This is a genomic window from Rhizobium sp. Pop5 (genome assembly GCF_024721175.1).
Classification (GTDB): Bacteria; Pseudomonadota; Alphaproteobacteria; order Rhizobiales; family Rhizobiaceae; genus Rhizobium.
In genome coordinates this window covers 1751026-1774068 of record NZ_CP099399.1, presented here as the reverse complement: position 1 = coordinate 1774068, position 23043 = coordinate 1751026, and the positions used below count along the sequence as shown (strand labels likewise).

Annotated in this window: 27 protein-coding genes and 1 tRNA gene; 11 read left to right on the top strand and 17 right to left on the bottom strand. The window is 60.8% G+C overall.

All coding sequences use genetic code 11. The features are described from left to right. Positions 1-26 precede the first annotated feature (26 nt). Positions 27-953: a DMT family transporter gene (locus tag NE852_RS10965; RefSeq protein ID WP_008526137.1), complete on the bottom strand. Its 927-nt coding sequence runs from the start codon at positions 951-953 to the stop codon at positions 27-29. A gap of 53 nt (positions 954-1006) precedes the next feature. Further along, positions 1007-1720 carry a lipoyl(octanoyl) transferase LipB gene (lipB, locus tag NE852_RS10960; protein ID WP_008526138.1) on the bottom strand — a complete coding sequence of 238 codons (714 nt, stop codon included), beginning with the start codon at positions 1718-1720 and terminating at the stop codon, positions 1007-1009. A 182-nt stretch (positions 1721-1902) separates the two neighbouring features. Between lipB and NE852_RS10955 the strand changes: the two genes are divergently transcribed. Beyond that, positions 1903-1987, top strand: a tRNA-Leu gene (locus NE852_RS10955). Positions 1988-2221: 234 nt separating this feature from the next. Further along, complete coding sequence (locus NE852_RS10950) at positions 2222-2863, top strand: isoprenylcysteine carboxylmethyltransferase family protein (RefSeq protein WP_008526139.1); 642 nt, start codon at positions 2222-2224, stop codon at positions 2861-2863. A gap of 71 nt (positions 2864-2934) precedes the next feature. On the opposite strand, the gene NE852_RS10945 is transcribed toward NE852_RS10950, so the two are convergent. From NE852_RS10945 to NE852_RS10935, 3 genes are all read right to left on the bottom strand, one after another. Further along, positions 2935-3300, bottom strand: coding sequence for a hypothetical protein (locus NE852_RS10945; RefSeq protein WP_008526141.1), 366 nt, complete (start codon positions 3298-3300; stop codon positions 2935-2937). Positions 3301-3614: 314 nt separating this feature from the next. After that, on the bottom strand, positions 3615-4145 hold the full coding sequence (locus NE852_RS10940; RefSeq protein WP_037171271.1) for a BON domain-containing protein: 531 nt from the start codon (positions 4143-4145) through the stop codon (positions 3615-3617). Between the two features lie 70 nt (positions 4146-4215). Then, a complete protein-coding gene (locus NE852_RS10935) occupies positions 4216-4710 on the bottom strand; it encodes a peptide deformylase (protein WP_008526145.1) in 495 nt (164 codons plus the stop codon). 239 nt (positions 4711-4949) lie between these two features. Between NE852_RS10935 and mgtE the strand changes: the two genes are divergently transcribed. Both mgtE and NE852_RS10925 read left to right on the top strand, forming a co-directional pair. Then, entirely contained in the window at positions 4950-6365 is a 1416-nt protein-coding gene (mgtE, locus tag NE852_RS10930) for a magnesium transporter (RefSeq protein WP_258156510.1), read from the top strand. Positions 6366-6427: 62 nt separating this feature from the next. Continuing rightward, positions 6428-6820, top strand: coding sequence for a MerR family DNA-binding transcriptional regulator (locus NE852_RS10925; RefSeq protein WP_037171273.1), 393 nt, complete (start codon positions 6428-6430; stop codon positions 6818-6820). Between the two features lie 27 nt (positions 6821-6847). Here the strand turns inward: NE852_RS10925 and NE852_RS10920 are convergent, their stop codons facing one another. Both NE852_RS10920 and NE852_RS10915 read right to left on the bottom strand, forming a co-directional pair. After that, on the bottom strand, positions 6848-7837 hold the full coding sequence (locus NE852_RS10920; RefSeq protein ID WP_008526151.1) for a heparan-alpha-glucosaminide N-acetyltransferase: 990 nt from the start codon (positions 7835-7837) through the stop codon (positions 6848-6850). Further along, the gene (locus NE852_RS10915; RefSeq protein ID WP_008526153.1) at positions 7837-8601 is read right to left on the bottom strand and encodes a DUF599 domain-containing protein; all 765 of its coding nucleotides are present in this window, start codon (positions 8599-8601) and stop codon (positions 7837-7839) included. Before NE852_RS10915 ends, NE852_RS10920 begins: the two co-directional genes overlap by 1 nt. Positions 8602-8795: 194 nt before the next feature. Between NE852_RS10915 and NE852_RS10910 the strand changes: the two genes are divergently transcribed. Further along, entirely contained in the window at positions 8796-10199 is a 1404-nt protein-coding gene (locus tag NE852_RS10910; RefSeq protein ID WP_258156509.1) for an L-serine ammonia-lyase, read from the top strand. A 114-nt stretch (positions 10200-10313) separates the two neighbouring features. Then, positions 10314-10751 carry a DUF1489 family protein gene (locus tag NE852_RS10905; RefSeq protein ID WP_008526169.1) on the top strand — a complete coding sequence of 146 codons (438 nt, stop codon included), beginning with the start codon at positions 10314-10316 and terminating at the stop codon, positions 10749-10751. Positions 10752-10835: 84 nt separating this feature from the next. Here NE852_RS10905 and NE852_RS10900 read toward each other — a convergent pair whose 3' ends face one another. From NE852_RS10900 to NE852_RS10870, 7 genes are all read right to left on the bottom strand, one after another. Next, the gene (locus tag NE852_RS10900) at positions 10836-11111 is read right to left on the bottom strand and encodes a hypothetical protein (protein ID WP_008526171.1); all 276 of its coding nucleotides are present in this window, start codon (positions 11109-11111) and stop codon (positions 10836-10838) included. A 113-nt stretch (positions 11112-11224) separates the two neighbouring features. Beyond that, a complete protein-coding gene (locus NE852_RS10895; RefSeq protein WP_037171285.1) occupies positions 11225-12745 on the bottom strand; it encodes a D-alanyl-D-alanine carboxypeptidase in 1521 nt (506 codons plus the stop codon). 156 nt (positions 12746-12901) lie between these two features. Next, positions 12902-13687, bottom strand: a complete 786-nt coding sequence (locus NE852_RS10890; protein WP_037171296.1) for a hypothetical protein — start codon at positions 13685-13687, stop codon at positions 12902-12904. A gap of 246 nt (positions 13688-13933) precedes the next feature. Continuing rightward, a complete protein-coding gene (locus NE852_RS10885; protein ID WP_008526185.1) occupies positions 13934-14539 on the bottom strand; it encodes a transglutaminase-like cysteine peptidase in 606 nt (201 codons plus the stop codon). Between the two features lie 375 nt (positions 14540-14914). Then, complete coding sequence (gene pip, locus NE852_RS10880) at positions 14915-15889, bottom strand: prolyl aminopeptidase (RefSeq protein ID WP_008526187.1); 975 nt, start codon at positions 15887-15889, stop codon at positions 14915-14917. A 60-nt stretch (positions 15890-15949) separates the two neighbouring features. Then, positions 15950-16561, bottom strand: a complete 612-nt coding sequence (locus NE852_RS10875) for a PilZ domain-containing protein (protein WP_008526188.1) — start codon at positions 16559-16561, stop codon at positions 15950-15952. 124 nt (positions 16562-16685) lie between these two features. Continuing rightward, a complete protein-coding gene (locus NE852_RS10870; protein ID WP_008526190.1) occupies positions 16686-17303 on the bottom strand; it encodes a PAS domain-containing protein in 618 nt (205 codons plus the stop codon). Between the two features lie 293 nt (positions 17304-17596). Here NE852_RS10870 and NE852_RS10865 point away from each other — a divergent pair, with 293 nt between their 5' ends. Together NE852_RS10865 and NE852_RS10860 are read left to right on the top strand one after the other, a co-directional pair. Next, complete coding sequence (locus NE852_RS10865) at positions 17597-18391, top strand: rhomboid family intramembrane serine protease (RefSeq protein ID WP_258156508.1); 795 nt, start codon at positions 17597-17599, stop codon at positions 18389-18391. Between the two features lie 94 nt (positions 18392-18485). Next, positions 18486-18920 (top strand): CBS domain-containing protein, encoded by a 435-nt coding sequence (locus tag NE852_RS10860; protein WP_008526202.1) that lies wholly within the window; start codon positions 18486-18488, stop codon positions 18918-18920. Positions 18921-18974: 54 nt separating this feature from the next. On the opposite strand, the gene NE852_RS10855 is transcribed toward NE852_RS10860, so the two are convergent. The 3 genes from NE852_RS10855 to folE form a co-directional block, all read right to left on the bottom strand. After that, positions 18975-19937 (bottom strand): patatin-like phospholipase family protein, encoded by a 963-nt coding sequence (locus NE852_RS10855; RefSeq protein ID WP_008526206.1) that lies wholly within the window; start codon positions 19935-19937, stop codon positions 18975-18977. A 116-nt stretch (positions 19938-20053) separates the two neighbouring features. After that, positions 20054-20506 carry a phosphoribosyl-AMP cyclohydrolase gene (gene hisI, locus NE852_RS10850; RefSeq protein WP_008526208.1) on the bottom strand — a complete coding sequence of 151 codons (453 nt, stop codon included), beginning with the start codon at positions 20504-20506 and terminating at the stop codon, positions 20054-20056. Positions 20507-20531: 25 nt separating this feature from the next. Continuing rightward, positions 20532-21146 (bottom strand): GTP cyclohydrolase I FolE, encoded by a 615-nt coding sequence (gene folE / locus NE852_RS10845; protein WP_008526210.1) that lies wholly within the window; start codon positions 21144-21146, stop codon positions 20532-20534. Positions 21147-21453: 307 nt separating this feature from the next. On the opposite strand from folE, the gene NE852_RS10840 reads away from it, so the two are divergent. From NE852_RS10840 to NE852_RS10830, 3 genes are all read left to right on the top strand, one after another. Beyond that, a complete protein-coding gene (locus tag NE852_RS10840) occupies positions 21454-21900 on the top strand; it encodes an iron-sulfur cluster assembly scaffold protein (protein ID WP_008526212.1) in 447 nt (148 codons plus the stop codon). Positions 21901-21905: 5 nt separating this feature from the next. Next, positions 21906-22310 carry a membrane protein insertion efficiency factor YidD gene (yidD, locus tag NE852_RS10835; RefSeq protein ID WP_008526214.1) on the top strand — a complete coding sequence of 135 codons (405 nt, stop codon included), beginning with the start codon at positions 21906-21908 and terminating at the stop codon, positions 22308-22310. Positions 22311-22438: 128 nt separating this feature from the next. Next, positions 22439-22966: a DUF1697 domain-containing protein gene (locus tag NE852_RS10830; protein ID WP_008526216.1), complete on the top strand. Its 528-nt coding sequence runs from the start codon at positions 22439-22441 to the stop codon at positions 22964-22966. The last annotated feature ends 77 nt before the right edge of the window (positions 22967-23043 follow it).

Genomic DNA, 23043 nt, shown 5'->3' with positions numbered 1-23043 from the left:
GGTGAGTTAATCCCGCATTTGCCGGTTCAGGAAGATTTTAGTGATCGTGCCTGCAGCCGCTCGCGCCAGATGATGAAGAGGCCGGATGCAACGATGATGAAGATGCCAATCCATTTGGAGAAGTTCGGGAAATCGTTGAACACGGCATAGCCGAGCACGGTCGCGGAGATGATCTCGAAATATTGGAACGGCGCAAGCAGCGACAGCGGCGCGAGCCGGAAAGCCCTCACCACCAACAGATGCGCATATCCCGAAATCGAGCCGAGGATGACAAGCAGAACGAGGCCGAGAACGGAGGAGGGCAGAGAGACGGCAAAATCGGCGCTGCCGGAACTGCTTCCGATCATAAGGGCAGCCGCCATGAAGACCGCTCCGCCGATGCCGGACATCGTCTGCATGGTCAGCGGCGAATCGGCTTCACCGATCGCGCGGTTGAGGAAAAGATAAAGCGCGAAGAGAAAGGCGCAGGCGACCGGCAGCAGGGCCTTCAGGCCGAAAATCTCGTAGCTCGGCTGAATGACGATCATCGCGCCGCCGAAACCGACGACGATCGCCATCCAGCGGCGCCAGCCGACCTTGTCTCCGAGAAACAGCGCGGACATGGCGGTCAGCATGAAAGGTTCGACAAAATAGATGGCGAAGACATCGGCGAGCGGCATGTATTTGACGGCGACGAAGAACAGCAGGCTTGCGGCACCATGGAGCACGCCGCGCAGCAGGTTCATCCATGGCCGTTTGGCCGAAAGCGCCTTCAGCCCGAAAAGGGCGAACAGAAACGGCAGCGTACAGACGAGCTGAAAGAAGAATCGATAGAAGGTGACCTGGCCCGGCGACATCGCCTCGAAGGTCGCCATGTATTTGGCGATAGCATCCATGGTCGGCAGGATGAGCATGGCGCCGGACATGATGGCCATGCCCTGCAGGGAATCTTGATGGGCTGAATGCTCTGACATGGCTGCCGATTCTTAAGGGGACCACGCCATCAATCACGCGAGAGCCGGGCAGATCAAGCCACGGTTTCGCCAAAAACGGCCTCGAAAGCGGCGCGTAGCAGGATATCGACATCCGACATCATTACCGGCAGGCCGAGATCGACGAGGCTGGTCACGCCATAGGCCGATATACCGCAGGGCACGATGCCGCTGAAATGATCGAGATCGGGATCGACGTTGAGCGACAAGCCATGGAAGGTCACCCATTTGCGCAGCCTGATTCCCAAGGCGGCGATCTTGTCTTCGGCCATCGTTCCATCGGGATGCAGCGGCTTCTCAGGGCGACGCACCCAGACGCCGACGCGATCCTCGCGCCGCTCGCCGCGGACATTCATCATGTCGAGCGTGCGGATGACGACCTCCTCCAGGGCGGCGACGAAGGCGCGCACGTCCTGGCGCCTGCGCCTCAGGTCGAGCATGACATAGGCGACGCGCTGGCCGGGGCCATGATAGGTATATTCACCGCCACGGCCCGTCGCAAAGACCGGAAACCGGTCCGGCTGGACGAGGTCGCTCGCATCGGCGCTGGTGCCGGCCGTGTAGACCGGCGGATGCTCGACGAGCCAGACGAGCTCATCGCCGCCATCCGAGATCGCTGCCACCTCGCGCTCCATCGTCTCCACCGCCTGCTCATAGGGAACGAGGCCATCGGCGATGCGCCAGCGCACAGGGCGGGAGCCGTGTTTCGGAAGCATGGAGAATTCGAGATCGGTGCGTAGCATGGGCATTCCTTGCCGTTCTCCCCGTATTGCCTGTGAAAAGGGGGGCGGCGGAGACCTATATGGACCCGTTTGGAGGGCAATTCAAATGCTGTGAAAGGTTTTGAAAAAAACTGTCACATCGCCCTTGTGCACCCCAAATGCTTTTGCTACATGCTGCCCCGCCGACGCAAATCGGCACCTACCACGATGCGGTCGTGGCGGAATTGGTAGACGCGCAGCGTTGAGGTCGCTGTGGGGCAACCCGTGGAAGTTCGAGTCTTCTCGACCGCACCATCTCCCTTCAAGGGGGAGCGCTCGCCGCGCGATGAAAGCGGCCCACCCTGAGTGAATCGATTGCTTGTGACAGTTGCCTGCCTGCCGGCCTGTCACTGCTGCTGCTTCGTGCGGCCGGATCGGGAACAGATAGCATCTGTCTCCCGAGATTTCAGCAGGCGCCTTAACGCATAATTAGCGACGGAAAATATAGAGATAGTTTGGGATCTGCGCATGCGAAAGCGATTGGGGACAATGAAAAAGCAGGTATCAAGCTGGTCGTTCCTCGACGTTCACTTTGCTCTCGATATCGTCGAGAAAGTCCTGATCGGCTATTTTTTCGTCGCCATTGTCATGCGTGTCGTGCCTCAGATGCAGGACAACCGGGCGATCATCGATTGCCTGCTGATAATTTCAGAGGGCGCCGCGGCCTTCCTCATTCTGACACGCCGTCCGACAAGAAATGCGTCGCTGCGCCTTTTCGACTGGATGGTCACCGCCGTCGGCACTCTCTTCCCGCTGCTCGTCTCGCCTTCCGCGCCACAGCCGCTTGCTCCCATCGCGCTCTGCGTCATGGTAATGGCGTTCGGTTTCGGCCTGCAAATTTCGGCAAAGCTGACATTGCTGCGAAGCTTCGGGCTGGTGCCGGCCAATCGCGGCGTGAAGATCGGCGGACCTTACAAGTTTGTCCGCCATCCGATGTATGCCGGATATCTGATGACGCATATCGGCTTCTTCCTGGCCCATCCGAGCTTTTGGAACTTTGCCATCTATGCAACGGCCCTTACGGCACAATGTTTTCGCCTACTGGCCGAAGAGCGCCTGCTCAAGCAGGATCCCGCATACGTCGCCTTCATGGCCACGACCCGATACCGGCTTGTTCCGTTCGTCTTCTGAGACTGCGAAGCGAATTTAAGTAAAAAGGGCCGACTTCCGGCCCTTTCCTTCAGCCAATCATCATTGCCGCATCAGTGCATTGCACGGCATGCGTCGGTGCGGGAAGCCCCACTGTCGGCGCCCTTTGTGTGGGAGCCGCTCGGGCCGATCATGCTGTGGCATGGGGGCAGGGGCTTGATGCTGGCGGTCGCCATCTTGTCGACCGCCGGGGCGGGCATGGCGCTCGGAGCGAAACCGTCGCTGTCATTGGTGTAATCGCTCGAATAGGCCGGAGCCTTGCGGTTGCTGTAATGCACAGGGGCGGGCTTTGACATCGGGCTCGGGGCGAAGCCGTCGCTGTCGTTGGTGTAGTCGTCGGAATATGTCGGCTGAGCGAAGGCAGCGCCTGCGAGGCTGACGGCGAACAGGGAGGCGGCGAGAGCAAATTTGATACGCATGGGTCTATCTCCTCAATCTGTTGTTGAATTCAACAACATAGGCCATCCCCGGCGAAGAGAAGTTCGCGCCCCAATTCTGGCAATTTTGTGAAATCAAAAAGGCTTGCTTCCGGGCTTTTGTTCAAATGAAATCACAGTCTTGTCAACGAATGTGACGCCTTCGTTACGGAAGCCACCTAAGAAAATGGGCGTGAAGTTGGCATGCACAAAACAATATTCTATACAATCGGAAATTGATGAACTTTTGGTAATATTGCGGTGGCCACTCGGGAGGCGCCAATCGGCCTCCCGCGCTGTGTTTCGGCCAAGTGCACTCAATCTTCGTTCGGGATATGCGCATCGACGCCGGTCAGCTGCAGCCTGTTGCGCACGTGGTGGACGCCGTCGACGGAAAGGGCACTGAGCTCGACCTTACGGGCAATGCCGATCGTTTCCACGGAGCCTTGCAGGGTGACGACGTGGCCGTCGGCATGGACATCGATGCTGTTTACGTCGACGTCGGGAATGTTTTCGAGGTTGTCGGTCACCCGCGCTTCCAGATCATCGCTTTCATCCCGATCGATCGTGTCGGCGCGTAGCGAATCCTTCAGACGGTTCTCGTTTCCGTCCCTGTCGATGCCGTCGAGCCGGAAGCCCTTGTTGGGATCAGTATCGAAATTGGCCGTGGTTTCGCCATAGGGGCGGTTCTCCGGGCCTTCCGTGCCGCTGCCGTCGGCATAGGGCCAGCCATCGTCGAGATTGCGTTCATCGAGGTCGCGATAATCCTCTTCGCGGGAGAGTTCCATATTGTTTCGGGAAACCCTGGGCTTCCCTGTAAGCGGTGTCTTGTCATCGGTCCTTGCCATTGCAGTCGCTCCTTGTTTTCTCTTTTGAGAACGCAAGCAGCGGCGAATGGTTCGGGCGCGGCGCGATTTGTCAGTCTTGCGTCTTCTCCCATTTCTTCACGAGACGTTCGCGCTTCAGCCGTGAGAGACGCTGCAGCCAGAAAATACCATCGAGCTGATCGATCTCGTGCTGGAGGCAGATTGCAAGAAAACCTTCGGCGGCATCCTTATGCACCGCCCCTTCGCCATCCTGATAACGGAAGCGGATCGCCCGTGGGCGTGTCACCTCATCGGTCGCACCGGGCATGGAAACGCTGCCTTCGGCATGGCTCATCGTCTCCTTCGAAACCCACGTGATCTCCGGGTTGACATAGAGGCGCATGCCGGCGGCCCTGTCGAGCTCCAACACCGTCACTCGGCTGAGGACGCCGATATGGGCGGCGGTGATGCCGACGCCGGGAGCGGCGCGCATTGTCGCAAGCAGGTCTTCGGCGAGCTCGGCGAGCGACGAATCGAAGGCCGTCACCGGCGCGCAGACGGCCTTCAGACCAGGATGCGGATAGCGCAGAATCGGACGGATGGGCATGGGACAGGCTTCCTCTGCTTGGACGGCTGCGGAAACTATCGCCGGCGGCAGGCATTGTCATCACGAAGCATGGTTTGCGGCTTTACGGCAAGGATGCTTTGGGCTAGCAGGAGCAGGAATTCCGGCTGCGGGAAGCTCGCTCGGGATTGACTTATCCGCTTGTTGACAATGTGTTTTTGGCCGACATTTGCGAATGGCGGCGCCAGTCGTTGAAATTCGAACCAATTGCGAGGCGGCAGATGACGACGACCGATGGCGAAGACCGCATTCGCAGGCGCCCCGATGACGAGGAAGCCGACATCTATGACGAGGACGGTAATGTCCGCAGCGATTTCCTGGCGCTCGTCGGCGCCGCGATCGCCGACCGGGACACGCTGTTCCTACGCCAGAACGTTGCCCGCCTGCATGAATCCGAAATAGGCGATCTGCTGGAGTCGATCCAGCCGGACCAGCGCCTGGCGCTGGTGCGCCTGCTCGGCGACGATTTCGACATGACGGCGCTGACCGAGGTCGACGAGGCGATCCGCCGCGAAATCGTCGACCAGATGCCGAACGAACAGATCGCCGCGGCGATCGGCGAACTCGATTCGGACGACGCGGTCTACATTCTCGAAGACCTCGACAAGGAGGATCGGGAAGAGATCCTCGCCCAGCTGCCGTTCACCGAGCGGGTGCGGCTTCGCCGGGCACTCGATTATCCCGAAAGTTCGGCCGGGCGCCGCATGCAGACGGAATTCGTCGCCGTGCCGCCGTTCTGGACGGTGGGACAGACGATCGATTATATGCGCGACGAAGAGGATCTGCCCTATTCCTTTTCGCAGATCTTCGTCATCGATCCGACCTTCAAGCTGCTCGGCGCCGTCGATCTCGACCAGATCCTGCGCACCAAGCGGCAGACGAAGATCGAACAGATCATGCGCGAGACCAACCATCCGATCCCGGCCGAAATGGACCAGGAGGAGGCGGCCCAGCTGTTCGAGCAATATGACCTTCTCTCCGCCGCCGTCGTCGACGAGAACGGCCGACTGGTTGGCGTATTGACCATTGACGACGTCGTTGACGTCATCCACGAAGAAGCGGACGAGGATATCAAGCGCTTGGGCGGCGTCGGCGACGAAGAACTGTCCGACAACGTGCTCTCGACGGCGCGCTCGCGTTTTCTGTGGCTTCTGATCAACCTCGGCACGGCGATGCTGTCGGCAAGCGTTATCGGCCTGTTCGACGCTTCGATCGAGAAGATGATCGCGCTTGCCGTGCTGATGCCGATCGTCGCCTCGATGGGCGGCAACGCCGGCACGCAGACGATGACGGTGACCGTGCGCGCGCTCGCCACCCGCGATCTCGATATCTACAATGCCGGCCGTATCATCCGCAGGGAGGCTGGTGTCGGCATCCTGAACGGGATCATTTTCGCGACGATTATGGGTGCCATCGCCGGCATATGGTTTCACGACTACCAGCTCGGCGGCGTGATCGGGGCCGCTATGATCATCAACCTGATGGCGGCGGCTCTTGCCGGTATCCTTCTGCCGCTGCTGCTCGACAAGATGGGGGCCGATCCCGCGATTGCCTCATCGGTCTTCGTCACGACGGTCACCGACTGTACCGGCTTCTTCGCCTTTCTCGGCATCGCTACGTGGTGGTTCGGCATCTGACCGGCCGCCGAAATTGACTATTACGTAAAAGTCAATATGATGACCCCGCAGATGGGGAAGGCATGCCGGTGAACAAATATTATAGCATCACGGAGCTGACGCGCGAATTCGGTGTATCCACGCGCACGCTCCGCTTCTACGAAGACGAGGGACTGATCCATCCGGAGCGGCGAGGACGCACCCGGCTCTTCCGGCCTGCCGACCGGCGACTGATCGCGGAAATCCTCCGCGGCCGGCGCATCGGCTTCACCATCGCGGAAATCCGCGAGATCATCCAGGTCTATAAGGAGCCGCCGGGTGAGCTCGGCCAGCTGAAGCTCCTGATGAAGCGCGTCGACGAGAAGCGCGAGGACCTGCGCCAGAAGCGCAAGGATATCGACGACACGCTGACCGAACTCGACAACATCGAAGAGGCCTGCCTCGGCCGCCTCGCCGAAATCGGCGTCACCACCTGAAAAACTGCCGCCGAGCGGCGGCGGCCTTTATTGCGCCTCGGCGCTGCATTCGGCCGCGATCGTCTGGACTCGCTCATCGTTTTGTACGTCGATCTCGCGCGCCTGCAAGGGCGCAAGCAGAGCCTGGGACTGCAATTTGCTCAAGGTGCACTGGCAGAAGCTTTGGCAGAGCGCTTCGCCCTGCTGCATCACGCAAGCGGCATTGCATTGCTTTAGGTAAGTTTCGACCGGATCAGGCTTCGGCGGCGGTACCACAAGGGAAAGTCCGTAGGCGATGGCAATCAGAACCGGCTGGTGAATGAGGTAGAAGGCGAGGCTGTGACGTCCGAGCCTGGCCGTCCACCAGGAGCCGGTGCCGATAGCGGCAAGCCGGTGGACAATCCCGGTTCTGAGGGCGATCGAGGCAAAGCTCAATCCTGCGAAAAAGGGCGTTGCCCAGGGAGAGAGCGGAACGTAGTCGTTGGAGCGCTCCGGCATCTCGGCAAGGCCGATCCAGGCAAGATATCTGGGATCGAAGAACGACGATCGAAGCAGCCCCGGTGTTCCGAAATTGTCGGTGATCCACGCGGCCAGTAGCGCAATCGTGACGATCAGCGTGCAAGCAAGCGGCAGCCTGACAAAGACAACGCCGATGAGCGTGAGCACCGCAATGCAATGCAGGATGCCGAAATAGATCCACTCGTTCGGCATTGCGATGCGCGTGGCGATCGAGATGAGCGCGGCCGCGGCGGCAATCATGCCGAAACGCTTCCAGAAAGCGGGCCAGCGCACTTCGGGCGTGCTCGAGAGCGCCAGGCTGATGCCGACGATGAAGACAAAGGTCGTGGCGATCGCCCGGGCATAGATTTTCAGCCAGCCGGTCTCGGCCGAGCCCGGCGCGAGATAGCCCATGAACTCCATGTCCCAGCTGAAATGGTAGGTCGCCATGGCGATCAGCGCGACGCCGCGCGCGGTATCCAATAGACCGATGCGCGGGGGTCTTGCCGCCGCATCGGCTTCAATTGCCAGCAATTTCATCAGAGGCCCTCAGGCAAATCGTTTCCGTCGCGCGACGGCATGTCGCGGCGAATAGCAGAAAGGTGGAGATTTGATGGCGAACCGGCATCCATGATCGCAAGACGCGCTTCGGAGAAGAATTGCCGACGGGCCAGCACGAAGATAACGATCGCCGTCGTCCCCATGAAGACATAGGGGTTGATGAACCAGCCGAGATAGCCGATCGACAGGAAGATCGCCCTCAGGCCCTCGTTGAAATTGCTGCCGGCGATGACGTTCATGCGGATGACGCGCTCGGCCGCCCGCTCGGCAGCGATAACGTCGTTTTCGGTGTCCCGCATCATCGGGATCGAGCCGAAGAGAATGGTGCAATAGTTGAAGAGCCGATAGGACCACCCGAACTTGAAGAAGGCATAACCGAAAAGCGCTGCCAGCCCGCCGACCTTCAGCTCGAAGGCGGCATGGCCGCCGTGGAAGACGAAGGGCAGGTCGGCGAAGACGGCATCGACCTTTTCTGTGGCGCCGAGCAGCGCGAAGCAGCTGCCGATCGCAAAGATCGAGGTCGAGGCGAAGAAGGCCGTGCCGTTCTGCAGGCCGGCCATGATCTGCGTGTCGATCATCTTCAGGTCGCGGCGCAGCGAATTGTAGATCCAATCCCGGCGCCGTTCGATCATCGCATGCGTCAGGCTGGTGCGCCCGAAGAAGGTGCGGCCCTTCAGCAGCCAGGAATAGCCCGCCCAGGCACAGGCAAAGAAGGCCAGTGCGATGTAGTCCGCCGTCGTCATCAGTGATTCAGTCTCCGCATGAATGCGCGCCACTCTACATATGCATTGAAATGCTGCAATGACTGGTAAGGCGGGTCACTTGGTTTTAGTCTGCTGTGTGGATGTCGCATCGACTCCATGCGATGTCGGTCAACCGCACAGGTTCGGAGCCGGCATCACTTAAGCTTGCATACTCGTGTTCAAAAGGCGCATCCATGTTTCTTTCGGTATTCGATGTCTTCAAGATCGGTGTCGGGCCGTCGAGCTCGCACACGATGGGTCCGATGTCCGCCGCCAACAGGTTTCTCGAGCTGATCCTGTCGAACGAATGGCCACGTCCGTCGTCGGGCGCGCAGGTCGCTGCGATCAAGGTCAGCCTGCACGGCTCGCTTGCCCATACCGGAATCGGCCACGGCACGGGCAGGGCGGTCATCCTGGGGCTGATGGGCGAGGCTCCCGACAGCGTCGATCCGGACAAGATGGACGGCATCATCGATACGGTGGAGCGCACCGGCAGCATCGCGCCGGCGGGCCATCCTTCCTATCAGTTCCAGCCGAAGACCGACCTGATCTTCGACAAGAAGCAGCCGTTGCCCGGCCATGCCAACGGCATGAGTTTTTCCGCCTATGACAAAGACGGCCGGTTGCTCCTCAAGCGCATCTATTATTCGGTCGGCGGCGGCTTCGTCGTCACCGACACCGAACTGGAGCAGATGCGGGCGAAGAAGAACTCGGCCAGTGGAACGCGCGTTCCCTATCCCTTCTCGACCGCCAAGCAGATGCTTGACATGGCGGAGCGCTCCGGGCTTTCGATCGCGCAGATGAAACGGGCAAACGAGGAGAGCCAGCGCTCGCGCGAGGAACTCGACCAGGGGCTCGACCGCATCTGGGAGGCAATGCGCTCCTGCATCGAGCGCGGCCTCAAGGTGGAAGGCATCATGCCCGGCGGCCTCAACGTCAAGCGCCGGGCGCGCAAGATCCACGACAAGCTGGAAGAGGAGTGGCGCAGCAACCGCATCAATCCGCTTCTCGCCAACGACTGGCTGAGCGTTTATGCGATGGCCGTCAACGAGGAGAATGCTGCCGGCGGGCGTGTCGTGACGGCGCCGACCAACGGGGCGGCAGGCGTCATTCCGGCGACGATCCGCTACTACGAGCATTTCCACGAGGACTGGGACCAGGAAGGTATCCGCGATTACCTCCTGACCGCCGCCGCGATCGGCGGCATCATCAAGCACAATGCCTCGATTTCGGGCGCCGAAGTCGGCTGTCAGGGCGAGGTCGGTTCGGCGGCCGCCATGGCCGCCGCCGGCCTTGCGGCCGTCATGGGCGGCACGCCGGAGCAGATCGAGAACGCGGCCGAAATCGCGCTCGAGCATCATCTCGGCATGACCTGCGATCCGGTCGCCGGCCTCGTGCAGGTGCCCTGCATCGAGCGCAACGCGCTCGGCGCGGTCAAGGCGGTCACCGCGGCATCGCTCGCAGTCAAGGGCGACGGTCAGCATTTCGTGCCGCTCGACGCCTGCATCGAGACGATGCGCCAGACCGGTCACGACATGAGCGAAAAATACAAGGAAACCTCGACCGGCGGCCTTGCCGTCAACGTCGTCGAATGCTGAGTTTGCACTGAGATCTTTGGTTCGTGGATGTGGTGATCGCAAAACCGCTGCACACTTTTGTGCGACATGCTTTAGACGCTTGACGCTCGCTGCCAAAAGGATTTCAACGGCAGCATGGCATTGCATCTCATCAAGCTCTGTGTCGGGGCCGACTCGATCGAGGATCTGCGCGAATGGGTGGCGGAGCGATCGCTGCGGGCCATCGCCGCCGGTCTTGAGCCGCATTCGGTGCACACGACCCGCATGGTACCGAAACGGACGGAGGAGTTGCTTGCCGGAGGCTCGCTCTACTGGGTGATCAAGGGCCAGGTGCAGGCCCGGCAGAAGCTGCTCGACATCGAGACCTTTACGGACGGCGACGGGATTTCTCGCTGCCAGCTGGTGCTGGGTCCCGAGGTCATCGAGACGGCCGTGCAGCCGAAGCGCCCCTTCCAGGGCTGGCGTTATTACACCCAGGACGACGTGCCGCGCGACCTGACGAGCCTTGGCGACGGTATTACCGAAATGCCGGCCGATCTTCGCCGCGAACTTACGGAACTCGGACTGCTCTAACGGAAGACCCCGAAAACCGGAATCGATCTTCGGGGTCTCGCATGCATTGAAAGCGATAGTGCGGCCGGTCGGACGCTCTGCGGTTCAACGCAGACGCAACTGCACCGGCGCACTGCCATCAGGCGAGGTCACGTGCAGGTGGATGCGCGCCTCAGGCTGAGAATAGCGCCAGGCGCGGGCGCCATGGCAAAGCAGCAGATTGATGAGATCCCGGGTCTTCGCAGACTTCGCCTTCGGCCGCTGCAGACCGAGTTCGGCGAGGCGCAAAGCGGCCTCGTGCAACGGATGCAAGGAGGAGCGCATCTTGGCCGCGGCGCGGCGCTCTGAAGGCGTTCCCGGAACATTCTCATTGATCGCCATTGTTTTCCCCGTAAGCAATACTGATCGAGTTCAAAAATGGTGACCGGAAACGCAAACACCGATTCCGGTCGTCACCGATGCCGCCAGCACTTGCGTGAGCAGCATCGAATAGGTCATTGGGCGGCGGCCCAGCACTTGACGCCGGCCTTCTTCAAGGCCTTGCAGGCGTTGACGGCGTCGCGCTGATCGTCGAAGCCACCGAAGCGAGCGCGGTACACCTGATCATTGCCGGCCCCATAGGCGACTGCGAAGGGTTTCGCCGAGGCCAGCGCCTTGCCGCCCTTGTTCTTGGCGCTATCCAGGAGGTCCATGGCCATCTGCCGGCTCGGCGAAACGCCGACCTGCACGACCCAGCCGGCCGGCCCGTCTTTGGCCGTGGTCGGGCTGGTCGACGCGGTCGTGACGTTGTCGACGGCGTTATCGCTGTCTTCGGCTGGGGCCGCGGCAGCAGCCTGCGGCTTGAAGGTCTTGGTCTTGACTTTGGTCGGCGCGGGCATTGCCTGGGTCACCAGCGGATTGTCGGTCTTCGGCGCAGCGGTTTCGGTGTAGGCCACCTCGGTCTCGGCGACCTGATAGCGCGCATCCGGCTGCGGTCCCTTGTGCGGCAGGCTTAGATCAGCGACGGCGGCCGAAACCGGCGGCTGTGCTGGTGTGATCGTTTTTGCGACCTGCTGCGGAGCCTTCGGCGGCTCGACCGGAGCGGGCGTTTCAATGATCGCCGGCGCCGGGGCAGGGGCTGCCTGGGCGATCAGCGCCGAGGAGCCGCCGCGGCTCGAAGCCTTCGGCAGGTAGGTCGCAATCAGGTTGCGCATCTGGGTGTCGCGGGCGGGCGTCGATGCGCCGCCGAGGACAACACCGACGATCGACTTGCCGTCCACCTGCACCGAGCTCACAAGATTGAAGCCGGCAGCCCGGGTATAACCGGTCTTGATGCCGTCGACGCCGCGCACGGAACCGACCAGGCGGTTATGGCTGCGGATCGTGCGGGTGCCGAACTTGAAGGCGCGGGTGGAGAAATAACCGTAATATTGCGGAAAATGCTGGCGAAGAGCGATGCCGAGACGCGCCTGATCGCGCGCCGTCGTCATCTGCGCCGTGTTCGGCAGACCGTTGGCATTGCGGTAGGTGGTGCGCGTCATACCGAGCGCATGCGCCTTGGCGGTCATCAACTGGCCAAAGCGATCCTCGCTGCCGCCGCCGAGCATCTCGCCGAGAGCGGTAGCGGCATCATTGGCCGAAAGCGTGACGAGACCGAGAATACCTTGTTCGACGGTGATTGTGCCGCCGGCGCGCACACCAAGCTTGGTCGGCGCCTGGGCTGCAGCATGAGCGGAGAAGGGGACCGGCGTATCGAGACGGATGCGACCCTGCTCCAGCGCCTCGAAGGTCATATAAAGGGTCATCATCTTGGTCAGCGAGGCCGGATATTGCAGCCGGTCGGCATTCTCGCTGTAGAGAACGTTACCGGTCTTGGCGTCGACGACGATGCCCGCATATTTCGGATTTGCCGCTTCCGCTTCGGCACTAATCGAATCGACCAGCACGATGCTGACGGCCACCGAAAGGACCGCTAACAGCCTTGCGAAAACGCTGCCAGATCGGGACGATGATACGGAGGAGACTGACCTTGACACTATTCCACTCTTCGCTTTGCATTTCAGATATTTGGCACTTCAGATATTCGGCCGGAACCGCACACCTCCCGCCGCACAGTCCGTCGTTCAAAACTAACGGTTGGGCGTTACCAATCCGTTTATGATGAATCGTTTATTTCGCCGCTTAGCTGCATTTTAGGAACCCGTCGCGGAACGGTTCACCAGACGCGCCTCCACAAAGGTGCGGATAGCGGCATCAATATGTTCCCAGTCATCGAGATGGCTGCTGGAGAAGCGGTAGAGAACGCTGAGATCCCTGCCGACCTTGATATCGCGCTGACAATCTCCGCTTGCCGCCTTGTCCGGGGCTGAAGGCAATATGCAGCGCACGACGTAGTCCGGTCCGCCTTTCACGGGTGCCGTCAGCAGCACCTCGTCGCCGTAGCCCGCGTCGGCGCGAAGACGATGCAGCGTCAAGCCGTCGCGAAAGGGCTCGGGCGTTCCTTCCAGCAGATGCGAATAGATCGGCTCCAGCCGCCCGGACATGTCGCGCGACATGGTGCTCTGGGTGACCTGCAGAAAGATCAGACCGGAGGATTGTGCAATATCGTCGAATCGAAGGTGGTTGGCCTTGCCATAACCCTGCAGATCAGGCCAGGCGAGGTAGAGATCGACGCGCTCGGCGGCACCTTCATGTCTCTGGCTCGGGAAGCGGATGGCATTCTCGGGAAATTTCACCGTATCGCGGCCGATGGTCAGGGTGATTTCAGCAGTGCTGTCGGTATTGCCGGCGAGCGAGATATGCCGGCCGAACCAGCGCCCGCCAATGCTGATCGCGACGGTCAGAACCGCAAGGACGGCGATCACCGTCATTGTGCGGAGCAGGAAACCCATGGAAAGGAGCGGTTGCTCCTCCGGTGCGCTGTGCACGGCGTGGCTCATGGCGGTTCTTCGCGTTTCGGTCCGCCGCAAGATGAACATGAGCCGCCGGTGCCGGTGATGAATCTGGTCGTCATCATCGGGCCGGTAGGGTTAATAATTCACTAAAAATATAGCCGGTGTGCTGTCCTGGGACAGCGTCACCGAGAGGTGAGCTAACGCTTGCCCAGGCTAAAAATGGGCGAGCCGTTCCCGGGACAGCGGGAACGGCTCTTGGGCACCGGTCGGGGACGGGATGCGGGGACTGACCGGGCCGAGGCCTGTTGCCGGCAAGGCCGGCGGGCCATTTTACTTGACGCTACCAACCGCGACAGCGCGGCCGTCCTGAAGCTTCGACCAGCGAGCCGGATCGTCGGCGGACTGGCGCTTCAGAAAGGTGTATTCGGTATCCGACCACAGCAGCACCTTGTTGCGCATGTTGTCGAGGATGAAGTCGCCGTGATCGGTGCGAACCGTCAGCACGGCATGACCTTCGCCGTTTGGCTGCAGCACGACCGTCATCAGCGTATCGGACGGCGAGAAGCCGTCGTCGATCAGCATCTTGCGCTTCAAGAGGGCATAGTCCTCACAATCGCCGACGGTTGTGGGATAGGCCCAGCGCTCTTCGACGCCGTAGATCTGTTCATCCGTCTCCGGTTGAATCGTCGAATTGACAGTGTAGTTGACCTTGAGGATTTCCTTCCAGCGATCCTCGGTAAGAATGGCCGGACCGGCATCGCCGCCGGCATAGGCGCATTCTTTCGGATTCGCCTTGCAGAATTCGTAGTGTCCGATCGGCGGGCTGGCATTGCCTGCCAGTGCCATGCTGGCGGGCATCGCCTGTCCCGAACCCGCCATCGCCATCATGATGGCACCGGCCATAAGGCCGCCTTTCAGGATATTCGCAGTTGTCATTGCCGTCTCCCCGTGAGATGGAGCGACAATGGCATAGACGTTTTTATCTCACGCAAAATTACGTAATAGAATTAAAGGCTTAGTTGATTCAAATGCCGATAAAATTTGACTCAAAACAATCTCGAATGCGCATAAAATTTGACGCGGATTTGTCTCGAAATCGATTAAAATTATAATTCACGCAACAAGCCTTTCGCCCGCAAAAGGCTTGGGCTGCCGTCCTGGCGTTAAGGATTTTCGTTGAGCCGGATAAATTCCGCTGCACCAGCTACGGCGAGCCGCGGCGCGTAACCGACGGGCGATGCCCCAGAAGTCGGCCTATTCGACCGGTTCAGAACCAGAATATCGCTCACATCCGCGGGTTCGGCGGAAAAATTATTTTTGAGGAAAGTCGCGAAATCGGTCGGTGGCGGCAACGATCGCCGCGCTCATATCGGGATTTGAAGTGGAATGGGCGGCGCGCGCGATGATCCTGAGTTCGCTTTGCGGCCAGGCGCGAGCCAGTTCCCAGGCGGTGACAAGCGGCGCCTCGATGTCGAACCTGCCCTGCAGCAGGACACCGGGAATACCGCTGAGTCGCGCTGCATTCTTCAACAGCACGCCTTCCTCAAGCCAGGCGCCGTGTACGAAATAGTGGTTAATGATGCGGGCGCGCGTCAGCAGATAGCCGGGATCGGACCAGCGGCGCGGCAGGCCTACGGGATCGGCGAGCAGGATCGAGGCCGCCTCCCAATCATGCCAGTCGCGTGCCGCCTTGAGGCGCGTTTCCGGATCCGGATCGTTGAGAAGACGATGATACGCGGTGACGATATCCTCGTCCTCGGTGTGCATGCCAGACGGAATCGCCTGACGGAAACGGTGCCATTCCTCGGGAAAGAGAGGCGCCATGCCACGATAGAGCCAGTCGATCTCCGAGCGGCGCGTGGTAGTCACGCCAGCGATGACGATTGCGCGGACCCGATTCGGATGGGTTTCGGCATAGGCGAGCGCCAGCGTGGAACCCCAGGAATTACCGAGAAGGAGCCAGCTGTTGATGCCGAGATGGGTCCGCAGCCGTTCGATATCGGCGATGAGATGCCAGGTGGTGTTGAGGGAAAGATCGGTTTCTCGATTGGCTGCGCTCGGCAGGCTGCGGCCGCAATTGCGCTGATCGAACAGAATGATCCGGTAAGCATCGGGATCGAACTGGCGCCTGGCGGCGGTCGAACAACCGGAACCCGGCCCGCCATGCAGCACAAGCGCCGGCAGGCCAGCCGGGTTGCCGCAGGCCTCCCAATAGATCATGTTGCCGTCGCCCGTATCGAGCAGGCCATGATCATAGGGTTCGATTTCAGGATAAAGAGGTGACATCGGCGCACCCGCGACAGATGCGGGTCATATCCGATACTTTGATGACGAATGGAAGACGGCCTAAAGAAATTCGCGCAGCGTCTCGCGGGACTGGATCGAGAGGAATTCGATCGCGACACCTTCGACGAAGTGGCGAACGACACGGCCGCGCATATTGCCGAGACGCACCGCCGTTCCGATGGAGGGACGCATTTCGACGTCGATGGCAGCGCCCGACAGCGAAAGGTCCATGATGCGGCAGGAATAGCGCGTGCCATCCTCGAGCGTGAGTTCGGTCTTGACGTCTCGCGGTGTCAGGCGGTCGTGGCGGCGATCTTCGGGCAGGCCGAGCTCGTGTTTATTGGCAAGCCAGGTGAGTTGAGCGGCAAGCTTCTCGCGTTTGCGGTCGGTGGCGTTGATCGACATGGTGAAGCCGCGGCCGTCAATCGTCTGAACGTAACCTTCGACGCGACCGAGATGATCGATATAGGCGACCACCCGTTCGCTGGCGCGGGGTCGGCCGAGGCAGGTGACGTACATGTCGCCAGGCGACATGTCGATCACCATGCATTCGAATTCCTCGTAATTGGCAAGCATCAGCCGGCCCTGCATATTGATGGGCACACGCTGGAACACGCCCTGTTCAGGGCGCGGCGCAGGTCTTTGCGTCTGAGCTGACTGGAACGAGTGCATCAAAGGGCTTCTTCATGAAAATGGCAGAGCTCGATCTTTACCCGCAATCCATTAACAGAAGGTTGTTCCGCCCCATCCCAGCCTAGCCGAAAACGAGTATCCCTGTTGTCTCAAAACGGGACCGTCAGCGCGCCTCCACGCTCGTCAGCAACTGCGACACCATACGGCGCATGATCTCGCCAAAACGGGCGCCTCTGCCGGCGACGACCTCGTTGATCGGGCGCGGGACGGCCGGCACGGCCTTGCCGAAATGTGTCGGCAGCAGGCGGCTGCGGTCCAGCGCCAGGAATTCGAGCGGCACGATCTCCAGCCAGCTCGCGGCCGCCGCTGGTGCGATCGCGCCGAGCAGCCGATCGCAGGCGCCATCTCGTGAGCGTAGCGGCATCATAACGATCTCGAAAGAAGCCTGATGGCCGACGGTGCTGTAGCCGGTGGCATTGAACAGCGCCGGCATTGCATGGTCCATCACGCCCATCGCCGTGCGTTCGATATCGGTATGCTGGCCATTCGCCCAGAGCGAGGAAAAGCGTTCGCCGCGCAGATCTCGCCCGAAGAGATCGCAGATGCGGGTGCCGGCAAGCCGGAAACCGATGTCTCCGCCGTCGCGTGTCTCCAGAATAAAGAGACTCTGGAGAAGATGGGGGACTGCAGAAGGTTCGACCTGGGATTTCAACGGTGCATCCGCGGTGCCGCGGATACGGTTCCAGTAGTCAAATATTTCGATGGTCGTCTGTAAACGCATTTCACACCAGCCTGTCCCATTCCGGAGCAATTTCAGGCCGTCATGGCCCTCACAGGCTTTACCTTGCGGATTTCATGCCAAATCCCGGCGGTTAAGGTTAAGAAATGGTTTCGGTTGAGATGGGGCGTCTCTCATGACACTGTCCCTCCATCGCTTCGACTTTCGAAGTTCAGCACAACCTCCCCGGGCCAGGTCTTTCCAGGAGTTCCGGGTTACGCCGCCCGACACTGCGGGCGGCTTTTTTTTTGCCGGGCGCTCCTGTATGGCTGTGGCCTCAACGAGGCAAAACACAGATGAACGAGCAGACGGCCGAGCCGAACAAGGCGCCCGAACCTCCCGAGGTCCAGCCGCCGGCACGGCCACCGCGTGTACCGGTCTTCAACCTTCCGCCTGCGCTGTTCTTCAGCCTTTGCCTGCTGGTCCTCATCTATGCGGTGCAGACGCTGGTGCTGTCCGACGATGCGGTAAGCTGGCTGCTCTTCACCTTCGGCTTCGTTCCCGCCCGCTACGTGATTCCGCTGTCGCAGCAGGGGTGGGAATTGTTCTGGACGCCCGTCACCTATTCGCTGCTGCATGGCAGCGTCCAGCACATCGTCTTCAACGGATTCTGGCTCATGGCTTTCGGCGCACCGGTCGTGCGCCGGATCGGAACGCTGCGTTTCGTTCTCTTCTGGATTCTCTCCTCCGTCGCATCCGCCGCCGTGCACACCGCGCTCAACTGGGGCGACATATCGCTGCTCATCGGCGCATCTGGCGTCATCTCCGGGTTGATGGGGGCTGCCTGCCGATTCGCCTTTCCGGCCGACCAGCGGCTGATGCTGTCCATGCCGACACATCTCAATGCGCGGCTTTCCATCTTCGAAGCGCTGAAGAGCCGGACTGTCGTGATTTTCATGCTGCTCTGGCTCATCGGCAACGCGCTGATCGCCGTCGGCATACCGCTCGCGGGCGATAGCGATCAGGCGATCGCCTGGGACGCGCATATCGGCGGCTTCGTCTTCGGCTTCCTGCTTTTTTCGCTTTTCGACCGGGCGCCGCGCCCGCCTGTGGAACCGGCCATTACCGGGAAGGATATATTGCAATCCTGAGCCGGGCGGTGCACCATCGACCTATATTCGCGCTGGGGGGAGAAAACCGCCGCGGATGCCTGTGACAAGTGTTACACGGACATAGGAGGTTCGAATGACCAGTTCAGTCAAAGCAATCCTCGACCTGAAGGGCAGGGACGTCGTCACCGTCGGGCCGAACACCACGGTCGCCGAGGCGGCCAACGTCCTGAGCAAGAAGAAGATCGGCGCCATCGTCGTCGTCGGGATGGAAAACCGGATTTCGGGCATGTTCACCGAGCGCGATCTCGTCCACGCCATCGCCAAACATGGTAAGGAGGGCCTCGATCAGCCGCTCTCTCAGGTGATGACGTCAAAAGTCTATCGCTGCCACGAAGAAACGACCGTCAATGAGTTGATGGAACTGATGACCAGCCGCCGTTTCCGTCACGTACCGGTGGAAAGCCACGGCAAACTCGCCGGCATCATCTCGATCGGTGACGTGGTGAAATCGCGTATCGCCGAAGTCGAGCGCGAAGCCGAGGACATCAAGGCCTATATTGCCGGCTGAGGTTTTCGCCGGCCTTGTTTGAGGCATGTCGCCGTTCGAAAACCTCGATATGCATCAGGGAGGGCTCGCGTAGACTTCCTGCATACGCTGGATTTCGGGGAGCCGGGCTCTGGCTTCCTCGTAGCCGCGTTCGATCGCTTCGCCGGCCCGGTGGAATTCGGAAAGGCCGATATAGCTGAGACGCGGCTGCAGCGAAATATCAGGGGGATCGCCGGCAAGGCGGGCGCGGGCAATCCGGTCCTGGATGATATTGAAGGCCTGGACCATGACGCCGGTCATGCCGAGGCGCGCATAAGGCGCCTCTTCCTGCTTCTGCACCTCCTGTGGCGAGAGGCTGGCATTGTGCCGGACGACGGCGGAGCGGCCGTAGAGGTCGTAGTTGAGATTGACGGCGACGACGAGCGGCTGCTCGTAGGCGCGGCAGACGGAGACGGGCACCGGATTGACCAGCGCACCGTCGACCAGCGTGCGGTGGTTGCTGCGCACCGGCTCGAAAATGCCGGGCAGGGCATAGGAAGCGCGCAGCGCCGTGATCAGCGAACCATTGGCGATCCAGACCTCGTGGCCGGTATTGACCTCGGCTGCAACGGCGACGAACGGCCGGTCGAGGTCTTCGACGTTCAGGCCTTCGAGATGCTCCTGCATGCGCTTGGTCAGCCGCATGCCACCGAAGAGGCCGCTGCCGCCGATGGTGAGATCGAGAAGGCTTGCGATGCGGCGCATGGTCAGCGAGCGCGCGAAGCTTTCGAGTTCATCGAGCTTGCCGGCGAGATAACAACCGCCGACCAGCGCGCCGATCGAGGTGCCGGCAATCATGCCGATCTCGATTTTTGCCTCGTCAAGGGCGCGCAGCACCCCGATGTGAGCCCATCCTCGGGCGGCACCGCCGCCGAGCGCGAGAGCGATCTTGATCTTATTGGCAGGCGCCGGAGGAGGGATTGTTTCAAGTGTGGTAGATATGCCGGAACCGGAACCCTCGCCCTCAGAGCTTTGACGATGCAGACTCCAGCTCAGCATGGCGCTCTCCCCTCCCAGCAGAACACTTGGTTTCCGATAGTGTGTCCGATCCGTTTCCAAATGGTATATAGAAGCGGCTTTTGGCGCAATAAGGGGCAAATCCCGAGGAAATCGGGCTATTTTCCGTAAACGTCCTGCGGATCGAAATGAAGCTCGTCATCGACGATATCAAGCATCGGCTTTCCGTCCCGAAGCGTGATCGTCCGGTAGAAGCAGGAGCGGCGGCCAGTATGACAGGTAGCGTCGTGACCGGCGACCTCGACCTTCAGCCAGATGGCGTCCTGATCGCAATCGGTGCGGATTTCCTTGACCGTCTGGAGATTGCCCGAGGTCTCGCCCTTCTTCCAGATCTTGCCGCGCGAACGGCTGAAATAATGGGCCGTGCCGGTCTGGATGGTCAGCGCCAGCGCCTGGGCGTTCATATGCGCCACCATCAGCAGTTCGCCGTCGCCGGCATCGGTCACGATCGCGGTGATCAGGCCGCGGTCGTCGAAACGCGGTGTGAAATCACCGGCGTCCTCCAACGCGGACTTGTCCTCGGATGGTTGATTGAAGATCAGTTGACTCATCGCGGCCCTCCTGTGGGAGCCGGTATCAGCGGCTCCGCACCATGCTCATGAAACGGGCCTGATCGGCCGGTTCGGTCTTGAACGTTCCCGTAAATGTCGTCGTCAACGTGGTCGAGCCCTGCTTCTGAACGCCGCGCATCGCCATGCACATGTGTTCGGCCTCGATCATCACGGCGACGCCGCGCGGATTGAGTGTATCGTCGATGGCACGGGCGATCTGCGCGGTCATCGTCTCCTGCGTCTGGAGGCGGCGGCCGTAGATCTCTACGACGCGGGCAATCTTCGACAGGCCGAGCACGCGGCCATCCGGCATATAGGCGACGTGGGCCTTGCCGATGATCGGCACCATGTGGTGTTCGCAATGCGAATAGAACGGAATGTCCTTGACGAGGACCATATCGTCGTAGCCGGCAACCTCCTCGAAGGTGCGGCCGAGCACGTCTTCCGGCGCCATGTCGTAGCCGGCGAAAAGCTCGCGGTAGGCTTTGGCTACGCGCGCCGGCGTCTCGAGCAGGCCTTCGCGCGCCGGATTGTCGCCCGCCCAGCGCAGCAGAACGCGCACGGCTTCCTCGGCCTCCTGTTGGGAAGGCCGATCAGACTCGCGGTTCGTCTGCGGAAAGTTCTTTACGATGGCGTCCATGATCAATGGTCTCCTGGTCCGCATCGCGGACCCGTCTGTCGGAATCGCCACTGGTCAGTCCCATGCGGGAATTCATGCACCTTTGGCAGGCTCCGGGGCTTTCAGGGCTGATTCAATACCCGTCCGGCACGGTTTCCCAATCAAACTTACACGAGGCCATTGCATTTTCATGGCCTTCGAACGACATACATATAGGAAGACCGTCATGGTATGTAAGTATTCTTAGGCGACACGGTGTGTTTTTTGTTTCGACGACAATAACAGGCCGATGGGACCGATCCGCAGCGATTTTGGAGCGGAATCCAGAATGGACGACATCTACAACAGCAAGATCCTCGAATTCGCGGGCAATATTCCGTTGACCGGCACGCTTGCGGATGCGGATGCGAGCGCCCAGGCCCACTCCAAGCTCTGCGGCTCGAAGGTGCGTATCTGGCTCAAGATGGACGGCGATATCGTCACCAATTTCGCCCATGACGTGAAGGCCTGCGCGCTCGGACAGGCCTCGTCCTCGATCATGGCCCGCCATATCGTCGGAGCCACATCGGCCGAACTACGCCAGGCACGCCAGGACATGCTCGCCATGCTGAAGGCGGACGGAGCGGGCCCCGCCGGGCGATTTGAAGACATGCGCTATCTGCTGCCGGTGCGGGACTACAAAGCCCGCCACGCATCGACAATGCTGACTTTCGATGCGGTGGTCGACGCGCTCGGGCAGATCGAAGCGAAACGGGCGGAAGTTGTCGAGGCGTAACCGGGATGTGCGAGTTCTGCGCCCTGCAGGCCAGCGATGAGGACGACGGTGGTGCCGCCGGCTCGGCAAAACCGCGTAGAATCACGGCACGCCGTTCCCGCAACTATACCGGCCCCTTCCGCAAGACTCCCGACCGTCTGCTCGGCATGGGGCTCATCCGTTTTTATCAGCTGACGCTTTCCGGCTTTATCGGCAATTCCTGCCGCCATATCCCGACCTGCTCCGAATATGGCTACGAGTCGATCGCCCGCCACGGGCTCTGGGCCGGCGGCTGGATGACACTTTTTCGCGTCGGCCGATGCGGCCCGGGCGGCACCAGCGGCCTCGACCAGGTGCCTGAGGCGCTCGGCGCCGAGTTTCGCTGGTGGACGCCGTGGCGCTATATTGCCCTCGGACGCAAAAGAGGGTGAAGCGCCATGACGATGCCCGGCAGACATAGTCGCATTTCGGGGATCCGGTCAGCGGCGACGCGTGAGACGCAGTCACCACTTGGTGACTACGGCATCGAGTGCGAAGGAGCGGAGGAGAGTGAATGGCTATGAGCATGTTCGTCGCGCTCCTCCACAGCATCGTCCTGACGCCCGATCGCCGCGTCATCATGGAAGATTTGCGCGCGCTTGCCGAAGAGCTCGGCTATCGCGAACCGCGCACGCTGGTTTCAACAGGCAATCTCGTCTTCGAGGCCGACGAAGTCAGGCCGCACGAACTCGAGGTCGCGCTCGAAGAGGGTTTCGAAGAGAAGTTCGGCAAGCATGTCGATATCATCGTGCGCAGCGACTGCACCTGGATGGCGCTTTGCAGCACCAATCCCTTCAAGGATGGTAGCGGTGATCAGGTCATCGTTCGGGTGATGCGCCTGCCGGTGGATCCGAAGAAGGTGGAGGCGCTGAAGCCGCTGTTGGCGCAAGGCCAGCGCCTCGCCGTCGTCGGCGGCGACCTCTGGATCGATTTCGCCGGCAAGCCGAGCCAATCCAAGCTGCTTTCGGCGCTGACGACCAAGCGCCTCGGCGTCGGCACGATGCGCAACTGGAATACAGTGTGCGGCCTTGCCGAAATGATCATGTAGGCCGGCTTCTTCTTTACTCACGAGGGAAATCTGAGTATCAGGCGGCAGCGCATCCTGGCGGGATGACGCTTCCGTTT